Genomic DNA, 17,416 nt, shown 5'->3' with positions numbered 1-17,416 from the left:
GGCGTGCAGAGAGCAGCCGGGGCGTGGCCCCTCAAGGGTGTGTGGCTGGTCTGCTGAATGGCGTCCAGCATAGTGGACAGCCGCGTCTCTGACAGCGTCTCGCCCTTCATTTCACTGTTTCTGATATGGCATATATGAGGCGGTCGATACGTCATGCCATTCACGGTGGTCAGTCACCCTGGGGCAGGCGAAGCCCGGGGCAGATGAGGGCCTGCATCGCGCACAGGAGGCGAACATGAACGGTTTGCAGCACAAGCAGCGCCGCAAAGGCATGAGGCTCACGTTGATATGCCTTGTGCTCATCGGCCTGGGCGTTGCGCTCCAGCGCGATATCATCGTGCTGGAGCGCTGGATACCCGCTCACTATCTCCCGTGGGCGCCACTGCAATTGGAGGCCCCGCCCGGCATGGTGACCGGCTGGAAGCTCTCACGCTTGAACGAGAACCCGGCCGCCTGTCGCGCATTTCTCGAGCGGGAAGCCCCGCAACGGGTGACCTTCCTGCCGGACCGCCCCAGCGACAACGGCTGTGACCTCATCAACAGCGTACGCATGCATTCGGCGTCAGGCGCGAGTGGTGAGCAGGCCGTTCGCTTCAACCAGTCCTTCATTGCCAGCTGCCCGCTGGCGGTGAGCTGGCTGCGCTTCGAGCGCCATGGGCTCAAGTCAGCGGCACAGGAGGTCATGGGGAGCGAGGTGACGCAAGTGTCCCATGTGGGCAGCTACGCCTGCCGCAACATCTACGGACGAGAGAACGCACGCCGCAGCGAACACGCCACCGCGGATGCGCTGGATGTCACAGGCTTCACGCTGGCGGACGGCCGTCAGATTCGCCTGCCGCGCGACTGGACGGCACCCGAGGATGAAGATGCCCCGGGCCGCTTCCTGCGTGCCGTGCAGGACGCCGCCTGTGAGAGTTTCGGTACCGTGCTGGGCCCGGATTACAACGCCGCCCATCGTGATCACTTCCACCTCGGCACGCGGGGCTGGCGATTCTGTCGCTAGACGTCGTGTTGCAGTTCGTGTGTTGCAGTTGCTGCGTCTCAGCCACTGCACCGACAGTCTCTCAGGACATTGAAAAGATTCTCTTCAAGGCTGCCAATATTGACCAAAGAAAGGCACTGATGCGGCCCGCACAGTGCCTTTTTTGATTGTCATTTTCCCACTTCTCACGTGCATATCTTCAACATCACGAAAGCCGCGCCTTGCCTTTTCTTATTCCGGACACCCTTGATGTGACATTTATCGACACATTGGTTTGCAGTTGGATTTCAAAAAACCGATTAGTCTTAAATTCGTGGACAGTAGGTGCAGACAAGTCGCTGCTTGTGGCCACGATCCATTGAACGGGAAAGTGCAGCTGTCGAAGATATCCTCACTGGAGATTCACAGATGAAAAAGACAACCAAGAAGTCCCAGGCAGGTTTCGTGATGACCACCGAGCTGGTACTGATCCTCTCGGTCATGGTGATCGGTATGGTAGTAGGTCTGGTAACCATGCGCGATTCACTGACTGCTGAGATGGAAGATGTTGCAGAAGCCATCGGTCAGCTTGATCAATCCTACGCTTTTGATGGGTTGGTCAATGCAGAAGGGACCGCCTTCCTGGAAGGATCCGGCTTCGTTGATGCGACTGATGCCAACGCTGGCGATCTCGTCACCTTCGACTTTATCGCAGCGGATTATAGTGAAGCGGCTACCAATGCTGGGGCCAATACCACCGCGGGAAGCGGTGCAGAGAATGCTACCGGTGCGAGTGCCTTCACGCCGTAATAGCCGCTCTTGAGGTTGGGGAAGATCGAAGTTTCTCCGACCTTTTTCCCATGATGAGCAACCGTGACGTCCATCAAGGAGGTTGACATGAATATACGTCTCAATGGCAGCACGACGGTCGCCATGGTCGTTTTTCTGGTGTCGACCTCGATGGCAAGCCTGTTGGGGTACCGTCAGTACGAGCGTGTGGGAGCAGAAGAGGTGCTGGTGGCCAATGACCTGATCGCGCAGGGGCAGATCATCACGCCTCAGATGCTGGAGCTCAAGATGATGAAAGATGTGGCGGGAGGGCTGCAGGACATGAGCATGGCGATCGGCAAGGTCATGACACGTAATCGTCTGCCGGGGGATGTCATTCAGCCTCAGGACCTGAAGCCGGTGAAACGTCAAAGTCTTTCGCAATATATCCCCGAGGATAGGGTGTTGTTCTCACTCCCAATGGCGAGTCATTCCTTCCCTGTTTCACAGATAAAGCCTAGCGATACCTTTGATGTCATCGGTAGCCTCAACGGGCGAGTACGCGTGATTGCGGAACAGGTTCGTCTGATGGGGACGATGAACAACAATCAGCCGGCTCCAGTGGCGAGCGGTCCGCTGGCATCACTATCGTCGCAAGCCACTGGCAAGCAGACAACCCAGTCATCGGGTCTGGTCATCGCAGCATTACCGAAGGATATCTTTCGCCTTGCAAGCTTGAATTCTCAGGAAAGAGTGTCGTTGGTGTTACATGGCAGAGATGTCAAGCTCCGTCTCCCGATGGCGCCTACCTTGCACACGCGTCAGATCGAGATTTTTCAAGGATTACAGCGCAGAAAGGTGGAGATCGAGTTGTGACTCCTTGGTCGATATTGCGGTGTCATGAGAATGCTTGGCTGGTTTTGAATTTCTGAAAAAGTACCAGAATTCCCCTTTCTTCTGATCGCTTTCCTGGGTCACCCCCCGCCGGATCATCATGGCCTGGAGATAATATGAGCAAACCTTCTGCTTTTCTCGCTGAATGCTCTGGCTTCATCCTGTGCCTGTCGCTTGCCTGCGCGAGTGCAGGCCAGTCTGCCGTTGCCGCTGACGTGAGCGTCGACGCGGTTGACGCTGTCAATCCTGCTGCCGGGCTCATCAATGTGGATACCGCCTACAGCAGCGGCAATTCCCGCTCTCGCACTCTGGTGCAGTGGACTCATGCGCGCCTGGCCTTCGGCAAGGACATAGAGCGCATTGCCGTCGGCAAGCAGAGCATCATCGAGGTCGAGGTGATCGGTGGTCGAGAAGTCCTGATGTTGGGCAAGGAAGTCGGGCGAACTACGGTGATGGTCTGGTACGTCGATGGCAGCAATGAGTCCTTCCTGTTCAGTGTCAGTCCCGACCTGAGCGTATTGAGCAGCGCGCTGCGCGAGATCCATCCCTCCATTTCCATTCGTTCCGCGCCGGATCGCCCCGTGCTGGTAATGCGTGGCAAGGTGCCCACGGCGGAGTATCGACAGGCTGCGCAGCAGGCAGCAACGGACTACCTGCTCTCAGGGCAGCGCGGTGCGCTGCCCTCGATGGCACCCCCCGGCATGCCGGCGGGTGCGAGCACGATGAACATGAATGCGAACATGACGAGCCCGGTGATCAATCTCATCAAGGTGACCCAGAAGCCCAAACCGATTACCGACAAGCTCAAGGAAGCCATTGCGTCCTTGGGCGGGGAGGAGGTCAAGGTAAGGCGGTTGCAGTTCGGTGAGATGCCCAACGACCTCTTCGATACATTCCTGCTCGAAGGCGAAGTGCGCGATCAGGTGGCATTGACGCGGATTCTGAACGTGGCAGCGCGAGTCGTTGGCGGTAGCCCACTGGCCGGAGGAGAAGCCGGGATTGATGTGCTGGCGGATGAATCCGGTGCCTTGATGGGCGATAACGTTCGCTCCAGCAGTTACGGAGGCTCCATCACCTCCGGTAGTGGTGTCGGTGGTGGTGATCTCAGCAACAACATCCGCAACAACATCGCCCGTTCCAAGGTGCTTTCCATCGCTGGCGGACGCCTGATCTCGATGATCGAGGTACGTGATGTGCCCCAGGTGCGAGTGGCGATCCAGATGCATGAGGTCAATCGTTCGCGCATGAAAGCCTGGCGTCCTGACCTGAGCATCATGACTAACGGCTACAACGCCAGTGGGCCGCTGGCACTTGGGGAGACCGGTGCAGCCGGGGCCTCGGGACTCGAGAATGCGCTGCAGATTCTGGACGGGACTCTCATCAACAACCTTCAGATCGGCGGTAGTGACATCGCCTTCGACCTGCTGTTCAGCCTGATGGAGAACGAGGGGATTTCACGCACCCTGTCACGCCCGACATTGACGGTGCTGGCCGGTGAGAGCTCGGTCTTCCAGGTCGGGGGTGAGATTCCCGTACCTTCCGCGTTCGCGCCATCAGGCGTCGGTCAGGATGACACCCTGGGTGCCAATACCAACGGGGTGTTCAGCGGTACGGACTTCAAGTCGTTCGGCGTCCAGCTCAGCGTGCGCGCCCTCGTCGATGAAAATGATCGCATCACGCTGGATGTGTTGCCGACCATCTCGACACCGGACACGCTTCTGACACAACAGATTGCCGACAGCACCGGTTCCGACCTCAACAGCACGGCCTTCAATGTGCGCAGCCTGCGTACCACCACGCGTCTGCGCGATGGCCAGCCGCTGATTCTGGGCGGTCTGGTCTCGCGTGACATGAGCGGCCAGGAAGACCGCGTGCCCGGCGCCAGCGATGTCCCGCTTCTCGGCTGGATGACACGTTCCTTCAATCGTTCCGATGTCGACAAGGAGCTGGTCATCATCGTGACTCCGACCTTGATCCGAGAGCCGATCAACGAAGTCGCCCAGTGGAGTTTCCCGGATGGCGCCAGTCGCCTTGCCGACATGCCGCTGAGCCGCCTGCCATCTTCGCGTTGAGGAGTACGCCATGAACATTCGTGAATCCGTGTGTCGTCTGGGTGTGCTGGGAGTGATGGTGGGCTGGTTGGCCGGCTGCAGCTCCATCGACAGCATGCGGGAATCCCGTCCGGACGCAGGCGATCGCCTCGAGTACCTCAATGAGCGGTACCAACAGTTGATGGTACAGGGTCGGACCTGTCTGGAGCTGGACGATGTGGCAAGTCCGATGGTGGATTGCCAGCGCCTGTTGCGAGAAGCGGAGCGGCTGCATGTCGAGTATCCACGCAACCCGGAAGTCCTGTATTTCAATGCATTGCTGAGTCATGCGGCGGGGCGCGGCGACAAGGCTCAGTTCTTTCTCGATCAGATGAGCATCGGGCCTTCACACCCGCCGGAGGCCTTCGTGCTGCGCAGCCAGTTGGCGCTGGAGGAAGGCAACACGACCCTGGCACGCAACGTGCTCGATCGCGGCATGTTGCTGCATCCCAATTATGCCGGTCTTTATGAAGGATTGGCGGCCGTGGGCTATGTCGAGGGTCGCTATGATGATGCAGAACAGCAGCTGACGTTGGCATCCCGCCTTGGGGCTCCCGATTGGCGGGTGGACTATCATCGCGGCTTGATCAATGAAGCACAGGGCCACCTGGCAGATGCCTGCCACCAATTTGATACCAGTCTGGCTCGCAAGCAGGACCACCAGCCCGCGCGAGCACACCTGCTGCGCCTGGCGACAGCGGGGCACTGCCGGGGGGATGCCCTGAAGCAACTGGCCAGTGGTGTGAGGGTTTCCTCATGATTGGCCCATTGTCGCGCATGCGCCGTGACCGAGAGCCCTCGCGTCATGACCCGGCCTCTCAGGTGGATACTTGCGGGAGTGAAAATGCGTCGAGCTCACGCCTTTCCATCGCGCCGGAGGTCATGGACCGCCTGAAACGTGTGCTGGTCACCCGTCTGGCAGATGAGCAGGGGCAAGCATTGCGCCGTAGCCACTCGACACCACGACATGAGATGGAGAGGGATGAGCAGGGCGGCATGGCAGACGTTCAGCAACGTCTAGCGGATGCCTTGACCACCGTGTGTGACGAGTACCAGATACCTCTGGACCCTGAGAGTCGCCAGCAATTGCTCGATACGCTGACCAACGACCTCTGTGGCTTCGGACCGCTGACGGAGTTGATGGCCGATGAAGCCGTCAGTGACATCCTGGTCAATGGGGCGGGGCAAATCTGGGCTGATCGTGCCGGAAGTCTGGACCCCACCGAGCTTGCCTTTGATGATGAGGCGCACCTGCAGCGCTTCGTCTCGCGATTGATCGCCCCGCTTGGCAAGCATCTGGATGCCTCCAGCCCGATCGTTGATGCGCGCCTGGCAGATGGTAGTCGTCTACATGCGGTATGCGCGCCATTGACACCGGATGGAACGCTGGTCTCCATTCGAAAGTTTCGACGTCATTACCTTGATCGTCAACGCCTGGTCGCGACGGGCTTCATGAGTGACAGCCTTATCCAATTGCTGGGGGCTGCAGTGGCCGCGCGCGTCAATATCATCATCAGCGGAGGGGCAGGTGTCGGCAAGACGTCATTGCTCAATTATCTGGCAGGGCATATCAGTCATGGCGAGCGCCTGGTCAGCGTCGAAGAGTGTGCGGAGCTCGACTTGCATCATCCGCATGTCGTCAGACTTGAAAGCTATCCGGTGGCAGGGGATTCTCCCCGTCCTCAGGGGCTAGGCGAGTTATTGAGAGCCGCGTTGAGGATGCGGGCCGATCGCATCATCGTCGGCGAAGCACGGGGTGGCGAGGTCTTCGAGATGTTGCAGGCCATGACGGTCGGTCACGATGGCAGTCTGACCACCCTGCATGCCAACAGTGCACTGGACGTCCCTGTGCGAATGCTGTCATTGGCCTTGATGAGCAGCGCTCACCCCGATCGTCAGGTCATCGAGGAGATGGTACGCCTGAGTGGAGCGCTGATCGTACATCTCGAACGCGACGCCGAGGGTCATCGCCAACTTGCCAGCCTGGCCTGGTTGGGGGAAGAGCGCCCTCGTGAGCTGCTGCACCGTCGCGCGACCATGACGCCCGGTGAGCCCTGCGGCGAAGAGGCCTATCAGGCCAACCCCGATGTGCTGGATGCCTTCATCGCTCATCTCGAGGCACGTGGCGCCACTCTGGCGCCTGGCGTCAGGGACGGTTGGTGTGAAGGTGTGTCACGACAGGAGGGCTGACATGCTTATCCTGCTGCTGGTCTGCATCGCGCTGTCTTCGCTGTGGTTGATCATCAGCATGATCAGGGCACAGCGTTTCATGGGAGCGGATATGACCCTGGGGCTGATGCACCGCCGAGAGATGTCGCGTCTCGAACGTCTGCTGGCCTTGTTGGACATCAGCATGCGTCCAGTGCTGTTCGTGGCGGGCGTGTGGGGAAGCAGCGTGATGATCTTCGTGATCTTCCTTGGCTGGTTTCCCGGCAACCTGCTGCTCGCGTCCCTCGCGCTGATGACCAGCCTGTTGCTGGTTGGCTTCCTGCTCCACGAATTCGCCAGTCGGCGCATCTTCCGTTTCGAAGGCGATCTGATTCAGGCGCTGGACATGCTCGAGGCCAGTCTGAAATTGGGCGATAACCTGCGTAATGGGCTACGTCTGGCGGGATCATCCTCTCTCAAGGCCGCACGGCGCGAGTTGATGCAGCTGGTCTATCGGTTGGACATGGGCCTGTCACTGAATGAGGCCTGCGCGCGAATGCTGCGTCTCTATCCCTGTGAGAGCGTCAGACTCTTCACTGCTGCAATGATCAGCGCCGAGCGGCGTGGCATGAGCTTCGCCAGTCTGCTTCCCTCGCTGCTGCCCACCCTGCATGAGCGTTACCAGATGCGGCGTCAGCTGCGTGCCGAACTGTCCGGTGCGCGCTATTCCCTGTTGGTCATCGCTCTGCTGCCTTACGCCATCGTTCCCTTCATCCTCTGGAAGGAGCCTGACTGGTTGATACTGCTGCTGGACCATCCTCTGGGCAGCGTACTGTTGCTGGGAGCCGTGTGCTGTCAGATTCTCGGCTTTGCCTGGTTGCGTCAGATGATGAGGAAGCAGCCATGAATGTCTTTTCCGGTATCCCGTCATGGACGTTCCCCGAGGCTTATCTGCCGGACATCATCATTCTGTGCATGCTTGGCGCTCTGCTGGCGCTCTATCTGGCCTTGCACAGTACTTTCAAGGTGCGCCTGGAGGAGAGCGGAATTGCGGATGTATTGCAGGAGCTGTTGCGTAACCCCGATAACATCAGCCAGAACAGATCACTCACTCCGCGTCGGCGCATGCGTCAGGCTGGCCTGAACCCGCGGCACGTGATCTGGTGGTGGGGGCTCCAGCTGTTGCTGCCTGCCCTCCTGGCCTTGCTGATCCTGCGCATGACGGGGGCAAACCTCGGGGGGCTTGCGGGCATGCTGCTCGGCATCGTAGTGCCGCATCTATGGCTGGGACAGCGCAGGCGCGAACGCCAGATACACATCGCGGCTGCTCTGGGACACCTGCTGGCCGTATCGCTGGCGTACCAGCGCCATGGCCTGTCTCTTGCCGCTTCACTGCGGGAGGCCGCGCGTCAGGCGCTGCCACCTCGGCATCCGCTGGCCTTTGAGCTTGAGCTGTTCAGCGCTGAGCTGGAAGGCGGGTTGTCGCTCCAGGAAGCTGCCACGCGCATTTCCAGACGAACCGGAAGCCGTGAATTGCATCAGTTCGCCATGTTGCTGGTCGCCGGCAACAGGATGGGCAATCCATTGCACGATGTGCTGGAAGCCTTTGCGGCCCAGCTGGCGCGTCAACAGAATGAGCGGCAGCGCAAGGCCATGCAGCAACGCAGCGTCAAGGCACTGTTTCCGATGTTGCTCGTCGGTGGCCCGTTGTTCTTCGTGCTGGTGATCTTTCCGGCCAGCCTGCGCGTTCAGGAGGTGCTGATCCTGATGAGGGAGCTGTGGTGAGGCGTCAAGGTGGGCATCTTCGCAAGCGCAATCGTCTCGGGAGAAGGCATATGGTGGCAGGACATGATTCGGTCACTCACGCGTGTCGTTCGCGTCGCAGGCAAGGCGGTTTCATCATTACCATCGAGTTGATCCTGATCACCTCGATTCTGATCATCGGCTCGCTGGTCGGGCTGGCGGCGATACGTGATGCACTCTTCAAGCATTACATGACCCAGCAGTCCCGCGAGCTCGTTGTCGAGGATGCCAATGGACGAGCTTTGGGAGAAGTCTTCGATGTCGATGAGCATGATGCCCCGCGCATTCTCTATTTCGATCGCAGCCAACCATCCGGCATCAACCGTGCCCTGATCGGGATTCGCGATGACCGCTTCTCCAGTCGAGAACCACTTTATTACGCCACTCCCAATTGCAGTGGCGATCCTTGCATCAAGTCTGCCAGTGATGAAGCGACGGACAGTCGCGACATTGCGGGTGATGTGAATGCTGGCAGTGTCAGCTACCTGCATGCGCTGCAGGGCGGACCTGTCTATGCCATCGGGCCTGGCGATCCTGCTGCCTTGCCGGGCTTTCTCTATCGCGGGACACCCCAGCAGTGTCCTTTCGATGGCGTTGATGTGCAGTCGCGCTGGATATCGCAGAAAGTGATCGCGGGGGCTCCTTGCGAGCAATTCACCCTGGATGACCCGCAATCCGTCCAGGCTGATACCACCTGTCTGTTGAGCACCGGGATTGTAGATCTATGTACTCCACCCCCCGGCACGGTCGCTCAAGACGATATACTGAGCAACTATATCGGGCCGGTGGATGCTTTGGTGGATACTACCCTGGGTACCGTCAATGCCTTGCCCACCTGCGCATTGCTGGGGGTTTGCGTTCCTGAAGTGGAAGTGGGGACATTGTATTGCCCCGCTGGCACGTCGCTGGATGAGGATGGCGATCTTGTCACAGCGCTGGTACGTACACTGTTTGATCAGTTGCGTGCCACGACGGACCTGGGGTTGATCGAGCCGTTGCTGGAGGCGGTAACGAACACCTTGCCCGGCGAGTTGACCTGCTCGGCAGTGGAAGATTTCCAGCTGGCAGAAAGTGTTCCATCTGCTGATGACCCGACACGCAATGCACTCGACGCGCTGGTGGCCCCATTCCAGCTACGTGCTCCGACGACGGCCTCCAGCAACTGGATTCGTACGCCGCCCGATGGAGAAGGGCTGTGAGACGGTACTGTCGAAAGGCACAACCAAGGAGAGGGGAGGATGTCGTGCTACGTATTGAGGCGTAGTCACGCCATTGCCCTGATGATGGAGATGTTTGCCATAGAGCGAACCGAGAGTAGGGCGTGCAATAAGGACTAACAATCGTCGATTTCATGATGCATAAATTCTGTCCATTACCCTGAATCAGAATAACTGGCAGATTCCTCGCATTTATTTGTTTTCACTAATACCCTGCGGACAAGCATGCCTTCCAGGCATATCTCGCGATAAAGCCTCTTGTTCAATGACAGGGAGTCAAGAATGACAGGGATGACGAAGGCGTTATTGGCAGCTTCCATCACCTTCGTGATGGCCGGCTGTACCTCGGTGAAGGTTCAGCCTCTGGAACGCATGTCCTATCTGGATACCGTGTGCATCGAGCGCAATGAAGCCGTGATCGTGCCCGGCTTCCTGAGTGTGATCAAACGTGGCTTCAGCCGCAATGGCTTGAATACGCGAGTCTATGACGCTCCGGTCCCCGGCCATTGTGAAGTGATATTGACGTATACCGCTTTGCGCTCCTGGGACTTCACGACCTATCTGTCACACGCAGAACTTTGGCTCAATGATCCGTATGGCGATGAAATCGCCTATGCGCAATATCATCTTGTCGCAAAGGGTGGTCTGACGTTCTCCAAGTTTGCCGGGGTCGAAATCAAGATGAACCCGGTCATTGATGACTTGCTGGTCAACTACTGACGCCTCAGCCGTGATGGGCATTCAAGCCATCTTCTTGTACGCCTCACCGGTACGTCATTTCTCGCCATGATGGCGCACTTGATAGCGGGGCCGGCGCTTGTGTCTTGCGCCGGCCCAGCGGAGACTCTCGAGCTATCTGGTGTGCTGGAATCTCAGGGTGCCATGTCCATGCCTCGGCTGATCGTCGGAGCGCAGCGCTCGGGGTTGATGCTGACCACGCGTAGGCGATGCCCATCGGGGAGCACGCAATCGAGCACCTGCCAGGCACAGCCGGGGGCGCTGCTGCCGTGACTCTCGATCAGATGCGCTCCCTGGGCCTGCCATTGGTCGCGGAAGCGGGCAAAGTCCGTTCGCTCGATCTCAAGCGTCAGCTGGCGGCTGTCGGGTTGCTCGGCACTGCGCTGCAACAGCAATACGCTGGTCTGCTTGTCTCGGCGATGGTTCAGCTCCAGGGTCGCGCTGGTGGCGTTGCGCAACAGGATGGGCAGGGCGAGTGTTTCGGTGAAGAAACGGCAAGCGGCATCGAGGTCGCGCACTTCAAGGATGGCTGGGTGCAGGGAAAGGCGCTGAATCATGGCGAAGCCTCATGGCGTGAGGGGAAGAAGGGGAATGGGGAACTGGCTCAATTGCGTGAGCATGGAGACAGTGTCGTGTCCGTCTGGGTGAGACGCACTTTGAATCTGATGATGGTGGTGATGGCTTTACGCTATCTGAGGCCTTGTCGCGCTTGCGAAGGCCCGGGGCAATCGCTGTGGCAACTTGTCGCATTAGTGGTTTCGCGGGTGTGAATGGTTAGCATCCCTGTCATCGACCCTGCTGACTTTACCTTCTCTGCACGCCACGCTGGAGTGTTCATGTCGCCGCGCAAGCTGATCCTGATGGGACTCAGTGCTTTTGCCCTCGTCATTATCGCGTTGATCACGGGGCTTTCTGCCTCGCATCAACCGCGTAATGCGTGGCCGACGACGCTCGAGCTGCCTTCCACGCGTGGACTGCTGCACGCGGACACCCTGTCTCGGGGGGAAGCGGGTCACCTGAGCGTGCTGATTCCCGGCTTTACGCATTGCCCGGACATCTGTCCGTTGTCGCTTGCCCGGCTGCAGATGGCCTGGCAACGCCTTGACGAGACTTCACGTGCGCATCTGCATCCGATGTTTCTGACGCTGGATCCGGCGCGCGACACCCTGCCCGTGCTGTCACGTTATCTGTCTGCCTTCAGCCTGCCGGTGACCGGCCTTCGCCTCCCGTCACAGGACGACACGCGTCTGGAGGAATTCACTCAGCGGCTCGGTATCCAGTTTCAGCGGCGAGAACCCGAGCAGAGTCATCCTCCTGAACACGCGCAAGCGCAGGCGTCGGCCGGTGAGGCCGATTACATGATCGACCACAGCGTGGCGATCTTCGTGATCGATGAGCAGGGCCGGCTGCGTGACACCCTGCCGCTCAGTCAGACGCCTGAGCAGCTTGCTGATCGTCTGACGTTCCTGCTCCAGTCCGTGGCCGCAGCGCCGTCTTCTGACAGTGTTGCGGCCGTCAACACGAGCGAAAACGCTAACGTGCCGGTCACGGGGGGCGCATGACCGCGACTTGCCCCTCGACTCGCCACGCCAGGCGTCAATCCGTCTCCTATCATCGCGCCCTGTCACGCCTGACCGCGGCCAATGGGCATGTCGTCTTCGTGATGCTGATCGCGTTGGCCGCCATGCTGGTCATGCCGCTGGCGGCCCCACGAGTGGTGATGGTCAACGACCATGCCGTCTTCGAGAGCGTTGGTACCGGGCGTTGGGTGAGTGCCGATAGCGACTGGATAATCCGCGCCGCTCGCGAAAGCGGTTCGCAGGCGCAGATCACCCATAGCTCCGCTGCCTCGGATTGTCCGTTGGCCAGCATGGCGGCCTTCACGCTGGCATTGGTCGCCGTTGCCCTGTTGCTGGCGTTGGGGCGGTTGTCTCGCGACGCGGCCCCGCGTCCCTGCCTTGTCGCGTTTCGCGACATCAATGTCTATCTGCGTCCGCCCGGGCGCGCGCCACCTCACGATTCCCTCGCGCCATGAATTGCTGGGCCACCTCGCGGTGGCTCTCCATAGTGTTCGGTGACCTCACGTTGACCGGCGGACAAAGTATCCGTCGCGCGTCGTGGCACCTGTCGATGGGTAATCGAGATGAGTTCAACAACCAATACCGACTCCGCGGGTCGCGCCGCTCGCGGTTTCAGCGATATCTACCGCGCCGTGTGGCGCTGGCATTTCTATGCCGGCCTGCTGGTGCTGCCTTTCCTGACCTTGCTGGCCGTCACCGGCGGTCTCTATCTGTTCCGTGAAGAGATAGATCACTTCGTGCATGCCGACCTGATGAAGGTCAACACGCCGGTGGTGCAACAGGTCAATGGCCAGGCACAGGCGAGTGTCCCGCTGAGCGAGCAGGTGCGTGTCGCCGTGCAAAGTCTGCCCGGCAAGGCCGTGCGTGTCGTGCCACCTGCGGTCAGTGACCTGACCACGGAAGTCGATATCGTGGCAGCCGATGGCAGTGGCAAGCAGGCGGTCTACGTCAATCCCTACAGCGGCGAAGTGCAGGGGCAGATGGCCTACCGTGACAGCATCATGTGGACGGTGCGCAATCTGCACAGCCTCGCCATCACCGGCCCCATCGGCAATGCCGCGATCGAGATCGCCGCCGGCTGGAGCATTCTGCTGGTACTCAGCGGCCTGTATCTGTGGTGGCCGCGGGGGCAGAAGGGTGGCGTCGTCACGCTGCGCACCACGCCTGCGCGCCGTCTGTGGTGGCGCGACCTGCATGCCGTGTGTGGCATCTTCGCCGCTGGTTTCATCCTGTTTCTCGCCGTGACCGGCATGCCGTGGTCTATGGTGTGGGGTGCCAAGGTCAACGAGTTGGCCAACGGGCATAACTTCGGGTATCCCGATGGCGTGCGCGTGAATACGCCGATGTCGGATACCCGTCTGGTGGACCAGGAGCGGACGACCTGGTCGCTCGAACAGGCCGTTATCCCGTTATCTTCCTTGCCGGCTGCAGCAACAAGCCCTGTTGTAGACGAGGGAGAGCATGCCGGGCATGGCGGTGGTAGCACCAAGTCTGGTGCCGAGCAGGCCTCCGGCGCTGCGGCCGTGCCGCTGAGCGCCGCCGCGATTGCCCATGCCGATATCGGCCTCGACAAGGCTGAGCGCATCTTCGCTCGCGAAGGCCTGGCACCGGGCTATGCCATCAACCTGCCGGGCTCGCCGCAGGGCGTCTACACCGGCTCCATCTATCCGGATGCGCTGGAGCGCCAGCAGGTGGTGCATGTGGATCGCTATTCCGGCGATGTGCTGCTGGACATGCATTACGCCGATTATGGCCCGCTGGGTCGAGCGCTGGAGTGGGGCATCAATGTTCACCTGGGGCAGCAGTACGGGCTGATCAACCAGCTGGTGCTGGTACTGGCCTGTATCGCGATGGTGATGATGAGCGTCGGTGCGGGCGTGATGTGGTGGAAGCGTCGTCCGGTGGGCGGTATCGGTATCCCGCCGCTGCCCAAGGAGCGCAAGCGTATCGCCGGTGTCTGGGGCTTGATGATGATCATCGGTGTCATATTCCCGCTGGTCGGCCTCTCGCTGGTCGTGATGGGGCTGCTTGACTGGCTGTGGATTCGCGCCACGCACAAGCGTGGGGATGACCTGCAGGAGGCCAAGGTGTAAACGGGCACACCTCTCCACTGGCGGGCACGTTTACCGTCTTCGCCAGTGGATCTGCCATGCTCGCACCGGTCGTTCGACAAGGCCTACGCCTACCACGTCAATCGTTTCTACGACGATCCGTTGCAGGGCGATGTACAGGTCAATGAGCCGGGGCGTATCTTCTGGACGCACGCCAGCTGGAGCTTCTGAGACCCGCACCCTCTCAATAGTGAGCGCTGGTCGCCGCTATTCGTTAGAACGCAAGAAGCCCGCCATCGGTCATGTCACCGGTGGCGGGCTTCTTGTATTACGAGCGGGCTCGAGTGCTTTCAGCGCTCGCAACTCATCTCTCGAGCCTTCAGGCGTGGCCGACGTGCTCGCGCAGGTGCGTGCGGTAGGCCTGGGTGTAGGCTGCCAGGTCAGGATTCTTGATTACATCAGTGGCCAGGTAGGTCGGCAAGGCCGTCATGCCGAGGAATTCCATCGCCTTGTGTACCGGGAAGTAGACGCCATCGATGCCCTTGCCCTCGAAGAAGTTGCCTTCTTCATCAAAGGCCTCAAGTGGCGCATTCCAGGTCAGTGACAGCATGTACTGGCGGCCCTGCATCAAGCCGCCAGTGCCATAGCCCTGGGTCGGACTGGTGCGATGACGCCCATCGCTGGCATATAGAGAGCCGTGGCCCTCAGTCAGGATGTCATCGAGATACTTCTTCACGGTCCACGGCAGACCCATCCACCAACCTGGGGTCTGATAGATGATCAGGTCCGCCCACAGCTGCTTCTCGATTTCCGCCTTGGCCTCGAAGCCTTCCTCGATGACGGTTTCACGCACTTCATGACCCAGCTCGGCCAGCTCACCGCGCGCCAGCTCATGCAGCGTCGCGTTCAGCTCGCCATTGGAATGGGCAAAGGCCTTGCCGCCGTTGATCAGTAGAATCTTCATGCCGGGTACTCCACAACTGTTGGCTTTTCAGCAATGGCGCACAGCATGAGTGTTCGCAAGTCATTGATAAAGCGGCGCTGGCGTAAAACACCTTTGCTGTGGGTGCAACAATCCGATCAGGTTGCGCGCGATATCTACGCATTCACTCCCTTCATGCCTTCTGCGGTATGAGCGCCGAGGAAAGGGATTGTATTGCTGATGGTTGGGGCACTCGGAATTGCGCTCAGAGCTTTCGGCCAAGTCCACTAACGCAACCGCTTCAATTCCTGCCAGTTGGTGGTGTAGCGGGCGCTGCGGTGGGCGCAGCGCAGTTGCCAGGCGGCGTCGGGGCGTGCGACGCCCAGACGCACGGTGCCGCGGCCCATCTTCTGATTCATGGCGTCCAGTGTCGCCATCAGCTGCTGACTGCGTTCACGCCTGGCGATATCCGCTTCGTCGTCGAGCAACGAGAGTTGCTCGCGTGGCTGGTCGATGAGGTCGAGCAGCATCACGCCAGCCTTCATGAAGCGATAACCGCGCAGGTAGATATGCTCCAGCGCCTGTTGCGCGGCGGCGAGTATCTCGCGGCTGTCATTGGTGGGGGCGGGCAGCTCGACGATGGTGCTGGGTGAGTATTGCGGCAGGTCGGGTCGGTGGCGATTGCTCTTGAGGAAGACCAGCACGGCGCGTGTCAGGCTGCCTTGATGGCGCAGCTTCTCGGCGCCGCGCTGGGCATGTTGGCGGATGGCGTCCCTGAGTTCATTCAAGTCACCGGTCATGCGCCCGAAGGAGCGCGAGGTCATGATGCGCTGGCGAGCGTCATCGGCATCATTCATCTCGAAGCAGGGCGTGCCTTGCAGTTCGCGCGCGGTGCGTTCCAGTACCACGGAATACCGCTGGCCGATGGCGCGCGGGTCGGCGCAGCGCAGGTCCCAGGCAGTGTGCAGGCCTTGCAGTGCCAGGCGTTCGACCAGTCGTCGGCCCACGCCCCAGACATCGCCCAGTGGCGTATCGGCCAGCAGGCGCTGGGTGCCGACTTCATCGGGTTCCAGCACGCAGACACCGCCGAATTCCGGACGCTTCTTGGCAGCGCGATTGGCCAACTTGGCCAGCGTTCGAGTTGGTGCGACCCCGACACACACGGGAATGCCGGTGAACTTGCGGACATTGCGGTGCAGAGTGCGGCTCAATGTCAGCATCGAGTTGCGATCAAAGCCATCGAAACGCACGAACATCTCATCGATGGAGTAGGGCTCGACCCCGGCGGAATATTCCTCCAGCACCTCACGCACGCGCGCCGACATGTCGCCATACAGCTCATAGTTGGAGGAAAGCAGGTGGATGCGCCCCTCACGGACGAGTGGCTGTAGCTGGAAGGCGGGGGTGCCCATCTCCACGCCCAGCGCCTTGAGCTCGTTGGAGCGCGCGATCACGCAGCCGTCATTGTTGGACATCACGCCGACAGGGCGGCCCTCCAGGCGCGGGTCGAACACCCGCTCGCAGCTGGCGTAGAAGTTGTTGCAGTCGACCAGTCCGATCATCGGCGTATTCATACCGCGTATTCGTGGATGACGGAGCGCACCACCCCCCAGACCTGGCATTCGAGGTCGAAGATCGCGACCGGCGGATACAGGGCATTGCCGGAACTCAGGTAGGGGCGCTGACCGATCAGTTCATAACGCTTGACCACCACCTCACCCTCGACCAGTGCCACCACGATATGCCCGGGGCGGGCATCGATGGAGCGGTCTACCACCAGGGTGTCGCCCTCATAGATGCCGAAGCCTTCCATGCTGTCACCTGCCACCGTCATGAAGAAGGTCGCTGCCGGGCGCTTGATCAGCCGCTCGTTGAGGTCCAGCGTGCGTCCCGCGTAATCCTCGGCCGGCGAGGGGAAGCCGGAAATGCCAGCGCGCCCCGTGATGTGGGGGTGTGGCAGTGCACAGGGCTCCGGCGCTGGATGAGGGCGAGCCAGCGAGGCGTGGGACGGTTGAGCGGCAGATACGGTCATGGGTGGGGTCTCCTTTCGATACTGTATTCATATACAGTATCAGCGCTGAGAAGCCCTCAGGCAACCGATAATCCCTGCGAGTGCTGCACATTCACGAGACGCAGATCAGATGAGGTGTACCTGTGTTCAATGGTGGACGGCAGGTAAAGCTGCTAGCGGATATTGCTCAGCGGTATCTCACGAAAAAGCCCGGCCTCCTGGAGGCCGGGCTT

Annotated in this window: 17 protein-coding genes; 13 read left to right on the top strand and 4 right to left on the bottom strand. The window is 60.2% G+C overall.

Annotated elements, in window-relative coordinates:
* Window positions 1-235: 235 nt before the first annotated feature.
* From ACJJV2_RS09790 to ACJJV2_RS09745, 10 genes are all read left to right on the top strand, one after another.
* Window positions 236-1,003, top strand: a complete 768-nt coding sequence (locus ACJJV2_RS09790) for an extensin family protein (protein ID WP_405280400.1) — start codon at window positions 236-238, stop codon at window positions 1,001-1,003.
* Between the two features lie 387 nt (window positions 1,004-1,390).
* A complete protein-coding gene (locus ACJJV2_RS09785) occupies window positions 1,391-1,771 on the top strand; it encodes a hypothetical protein (protein WP_199852355.1) in 381 nt (126 codons plus the stop codon).
* 87 nt (window positions 1,772-1,858) lie between these two features.
* The gene (locus ACJJV2_RS09780) at window positions 1,859-2,605 is read left to right on the top strand and encodes an SAF domain-containing protein (protein ID WP_405280396.1); all 747 of its coding nucleotides are present in this window, start codon (window positions 1,859-1,861) and stop codon (window positions 2,603-2,605) included.
* Between the two features lie 134 nt (window positions 2,606-2,739).
* Window positions 2,740-4,695, top strand: a complete 1,956-nt coding sequence (locus ACJJV2_RS09775) for a pilus assembly protein N-terminal domain-containing protein (protein ID WP_405280393.1) — start codon at window positions 2,740-2,742, stop codon at window positions 4,693-4,695.
* A gap of 10 nt (window positions 4,696-4,705) precedes the next feature.
* Complete coding sequence (locus tag ACJJV2_RS09770) at window positions 4,706-5,473, top strand: M48 family metallopeptidase (protein WP_248378874.1); 768 nt, start codon at window positions 4,706-4,708, stop codon at window positions 5,471-5,473.
* A gap of 122 nt (window positions 5,474-5,595) precedes the next feature.
* Window positions 5,596-6,903, top strand: a complete 1,308-nt coding sequence (locus ACJJV2_RS09765; RefSeq protein ID WP_159055744.1) for a CpaF family protein — start codon at window positions 5,596-5,598, stop codon at window positions 6,901-6,903.
* Window position 6,904: 1 nt separating this feature from the next.
* Window positions 6,905-7,768, top strand: a complete 864-nt coding sequence (locus ACJJV2_RS09760) for a type II secretion system F family protein (RefSeq protein ID WP_159055743.1) — start codon at window positions 6,905-6,907, stop codon at window positions 7,766-7,768.
* Window positions 7,765-8,646 carry a type II secretion system F family protein gene (locus ACJJV2_RS09755; protein ID WP_405280388.1) on the top strand — a complete coding sequence of 294 codons (882 nt, stop codon included), beginning with the start codon at window positions 7,765-7,767 and terminating at the stop codon, window positions 8,644-8,646. Before ACJJV2_RS09760 ends, ACJJV2_RS09755 begins: the two co-directional genes overlap by 4 nt.
* Window positions 8,647-8,696: 50 nt before the next feature.
* Window positions 8,697-9,863 (top strand): hypothetical protein, encoded by a 1,167-nt coding sequence (locus ACJJV2_RS09750; RefSeq protein ID WP_405280385.1) that lies wholly within the window; start codon window positions 8,697-8,699, stop codon window positions 9,861-9,863.
* Window positions 9,864-10,163: 300 nt separating this feature from the next.
* Window positions 10,164-10,601: an Sbal_3080 family lipoprotein gene (locus tag ACJJV2_RS09745; RefSeq protein ID WP_405280382.1), complete on the top strand. Its 438-nt coding sequence runs from the start codon at window positions 10,164-10,166 to the stop codon at window positions 10,599-10,601.
* Between the two features lie 152 nt (window positions 10,602-10,753).
* On the opposite strand, the gene ACJJV2_RS09740 is transcribed toward ACJJV2_RS09745, so the two are convergent.
* A complete protein-coding gene (locus ACJJV2_RS09740) occupies window positions 10,754-11,176 on the bottom strand; it encodes a hypothetical protein (protein WP_405280379.1) in 423 nt (140 codons plus the stop codon).
* Between the two features lie 279 nt (window positions 11,177-11,455).
* Here ACJJV2_RS09740 and ACJJV2_RS09735 point away from each other — a divergent pair, with 279 nt between their 5' ends.
* From ACJJV2_RS09735 to ACJJV2_RS09725, 3 genes are all read left to right on the top strand, one after another.
* Entirely contained in the window at window positions 11,456-12,181 is a 726-nt protein-coding gene (locus ACJJV2_RS09735) for an SCO family protein (RefSeq protein WP_405280376.1), read from the top strand.
* Entirely contained in the window at window positions 12,178-12,654 is a 477-nt protein-coding gene (locus ACJJV2_RS09730; protein ID WP_043332172.1) for a hypothetical protein, read from the top strand. Before ACJJV2_RS09735 ends, ACJJV2_RS09730 begins: the two co-directional genes overlap by 4 nt.
* 108 nt (window positions 12,655-12,762) lie before the next feature.
* Window positions 12,763-14,292, top strand: coding sequence for a PepSY-associated TM helix domain-containing protein (locus ACJJV2_RS09725; protein ID WP_405280373.1), 1,530 nt, complete (start codon window positions 12,763-12,765; stop codon window positions 14,290-14,292).
* 337 nt (window positions 14,293-14,629) lie between these two features.
* Here ACJJV2_RS09725 and ACJJV2_RS09720 read toward each other — a convergent pair whose 3' ends face one another.
* The 3 genes from ACJJV2_RS09720 to ACJJV2_RS09710 form a co-directional block, all read right to left on the bottom strand.
* Window positions 14,630-15,214, bottom strand: coding sequence for an NAD(P)H-dependent oxidoreductase (locus ACJJV2_RS09720; RefSeq protein ID WP_153635580.1), 585 nt, complete (start codon window positions 15,212-15,214; stop codon window positions 14,630-14,632).
* Between the two features lie 245 nt (window positions 15,215-15,459).
* The gene (locus ACJJV2_RS09715; RefSeq protein WP_153636836.1) at window positions 15,460-16,734 is read right to left on the bottom strand and encodes a Y-family DNA polymerase; all 1,275 of its coding nucleotides are present in this window, start codon (window positions 16,732-16,734) and stop codon (window positions 15,460-15,462) included.
* An 8-nt stretch (window positions 16,735-16,742) separates the two neighbouring features.
* Window positions 16,743-17,204, bottom strand: coding sequence for a LexA family transcriptional regulator (locus ACJJV2_RS09710; RefSeq protein ID WP_043332158.1), 462 nt, complete (start codon window positions 17,202-17,204; stop codon window positions 16,743-16,745).
* Window positions 17,205-17,416: the final 212 nt, after the last annotated feature.

The organism is Cobetia sp. Ld8 (assembly GCF_045066615.1).
GTDB lineage: Bacteria > Pseudomonadota > Gammaproteobacteria > Pseudomonadales > Halomonadaceae > Cobetia > Cobetia amphilecti.
The sequence above is the reverse complement of the archived record's forward strand: the minus strand, read 5'-3'. Positions and strand labels throughout refer to the sequence as shown.

What these genes read in the sequence shown, in the direction of transcription:
- ACJJV2_RS09725 (WP_405280373.1), top strand. Translation starts at nt 12,763, where the DNA reads ATGAGTTCAACAACCAATACCGACTCCGCGGGTCGCGCCGCTCGCGGT.
- ACJJV2_RS09780 (WP_405280396.1), top strand. Translation starts at nt 1,859, where the DNA reads ATGAATATACGTCTCAATGGCAGCACGACGGTCGCCATGGTCGTTTTT.
- ACJJV2_RS09740 (WP_405280379.1), bottom strand. Translation starts at nt 11,176, where the DNA reads ATGATTCAGCGCCTTTCCCTGCACCCAGCCATCCTTGAAGTGCGCGAC.
- ACJJV2_RS09775 (WP_405280393.1), top strand. Translation starts at nt 2,740, where the DNA reads ATGAGCAAACCTTCTGCTTTTCTCGCTGAATGCTCTGGCTTCATCCTG.
- ACJJV2_RS09750 (WP_405280385.1), top strand. Translation starts at nt 8,697, where the DNA reads ATGGTGGCAGGACATGATTCGGTCACTCACGCGTGTCGTTCGCGTCGC.
- ACJJV2_RS09755 (WP_405280388.1), top strand. Translation starts at nt 7,765, where the DNA reads ATGAATGTCTTTTCCGGTATCCCGTCATGGACGTTCCCCGAGGCTTAT.
- ACJJV2_RS09720 (WP_153635580.1), bottom strand. Translation starts at nt 15,214, where the DNA reads ATGAAGATTCTACTGATCAACGGCGGCAAGGCCTTTGCCCATTCCAAT.
- ACJJV2_RS09785 (WP_199852355.1), top strand. Translation starts at nt 1,391, where the DNA reads ATGAAAAAGACAACCAAGAAGTCCCAGGCAGGTTTCGTGATGACCACC.
- ACJJV2_RS09715 (WP_153636836.1), bottom strand. Translation starts at nt 16,734, where the DNA reads ATGATCGGACTGGTCGACTGCAACAACTTCTACGCCAGCTGCGAGCGG.
- ACJJV2_RS09745 (WP_405280382.1), top strand. Translation starts at nt 10,164, where the DNA reads ATGACAGGGATGACGAAGGCGTTATTGGCAGCTTCCATCACCTTCGTG.
- ACJJV2_RS09770 (WP_248378874.1), top strand. Translation starts at nt 4,706, where the DNA reads ATGAACATTCGTGAATCCGTGTGTCGTCTGGGTGTGCTGGGAGTGATG.
- ACJJV2_RS09765 (WP_159055744.1), top strand. Translation starts at nt 5,596, where the DNA reads ATGGACCGCCTGAAACGTGTGCTGGTCACCCGTCTGGCAGATGAGCAG.
- ACJJV2_RS09790 (WP_405280400.1), top strand. Translation starts at nt 236, where the DNA reads ATGAACGGTTTGCAGCACAAGCAGCGCCGCAAAGGCATGAGGCTCACG.
- ACJJV2_RS09730 (WP_043332172.1), top strand. Translation starts at nt 12,178, where the DNA reads ATGACCGCGACTTGCCCCTCGACTCGCCACGCCAGGCGTCAATCCGTC.
- ACJJV2_RS09760 (WP_159055743.1), top strand. Translation starts at nt 6,905, where the DNA reads ATGCTTATCCTGCTGCTGGTCTGCATCGCGCTGTCTTCGCTGTGGTTG.
- ACJJV2_RS09710 (WP_043332158.1), bottom strand. Translation starts at nt 17,204, where the DNA reads ATGACCGTATCTGCCGCTCAACCGTCCCACGCCTCGCTGGCTCGCCCT.
- ACJJV2_RS09735 (WP_405280376.1), top strand. Translation starts at nt 11,456, where the DNA reads ATGTCGCCGCGCAAGCTGATCCTGATGGGACTCAGTGCTTTTGCCCTC.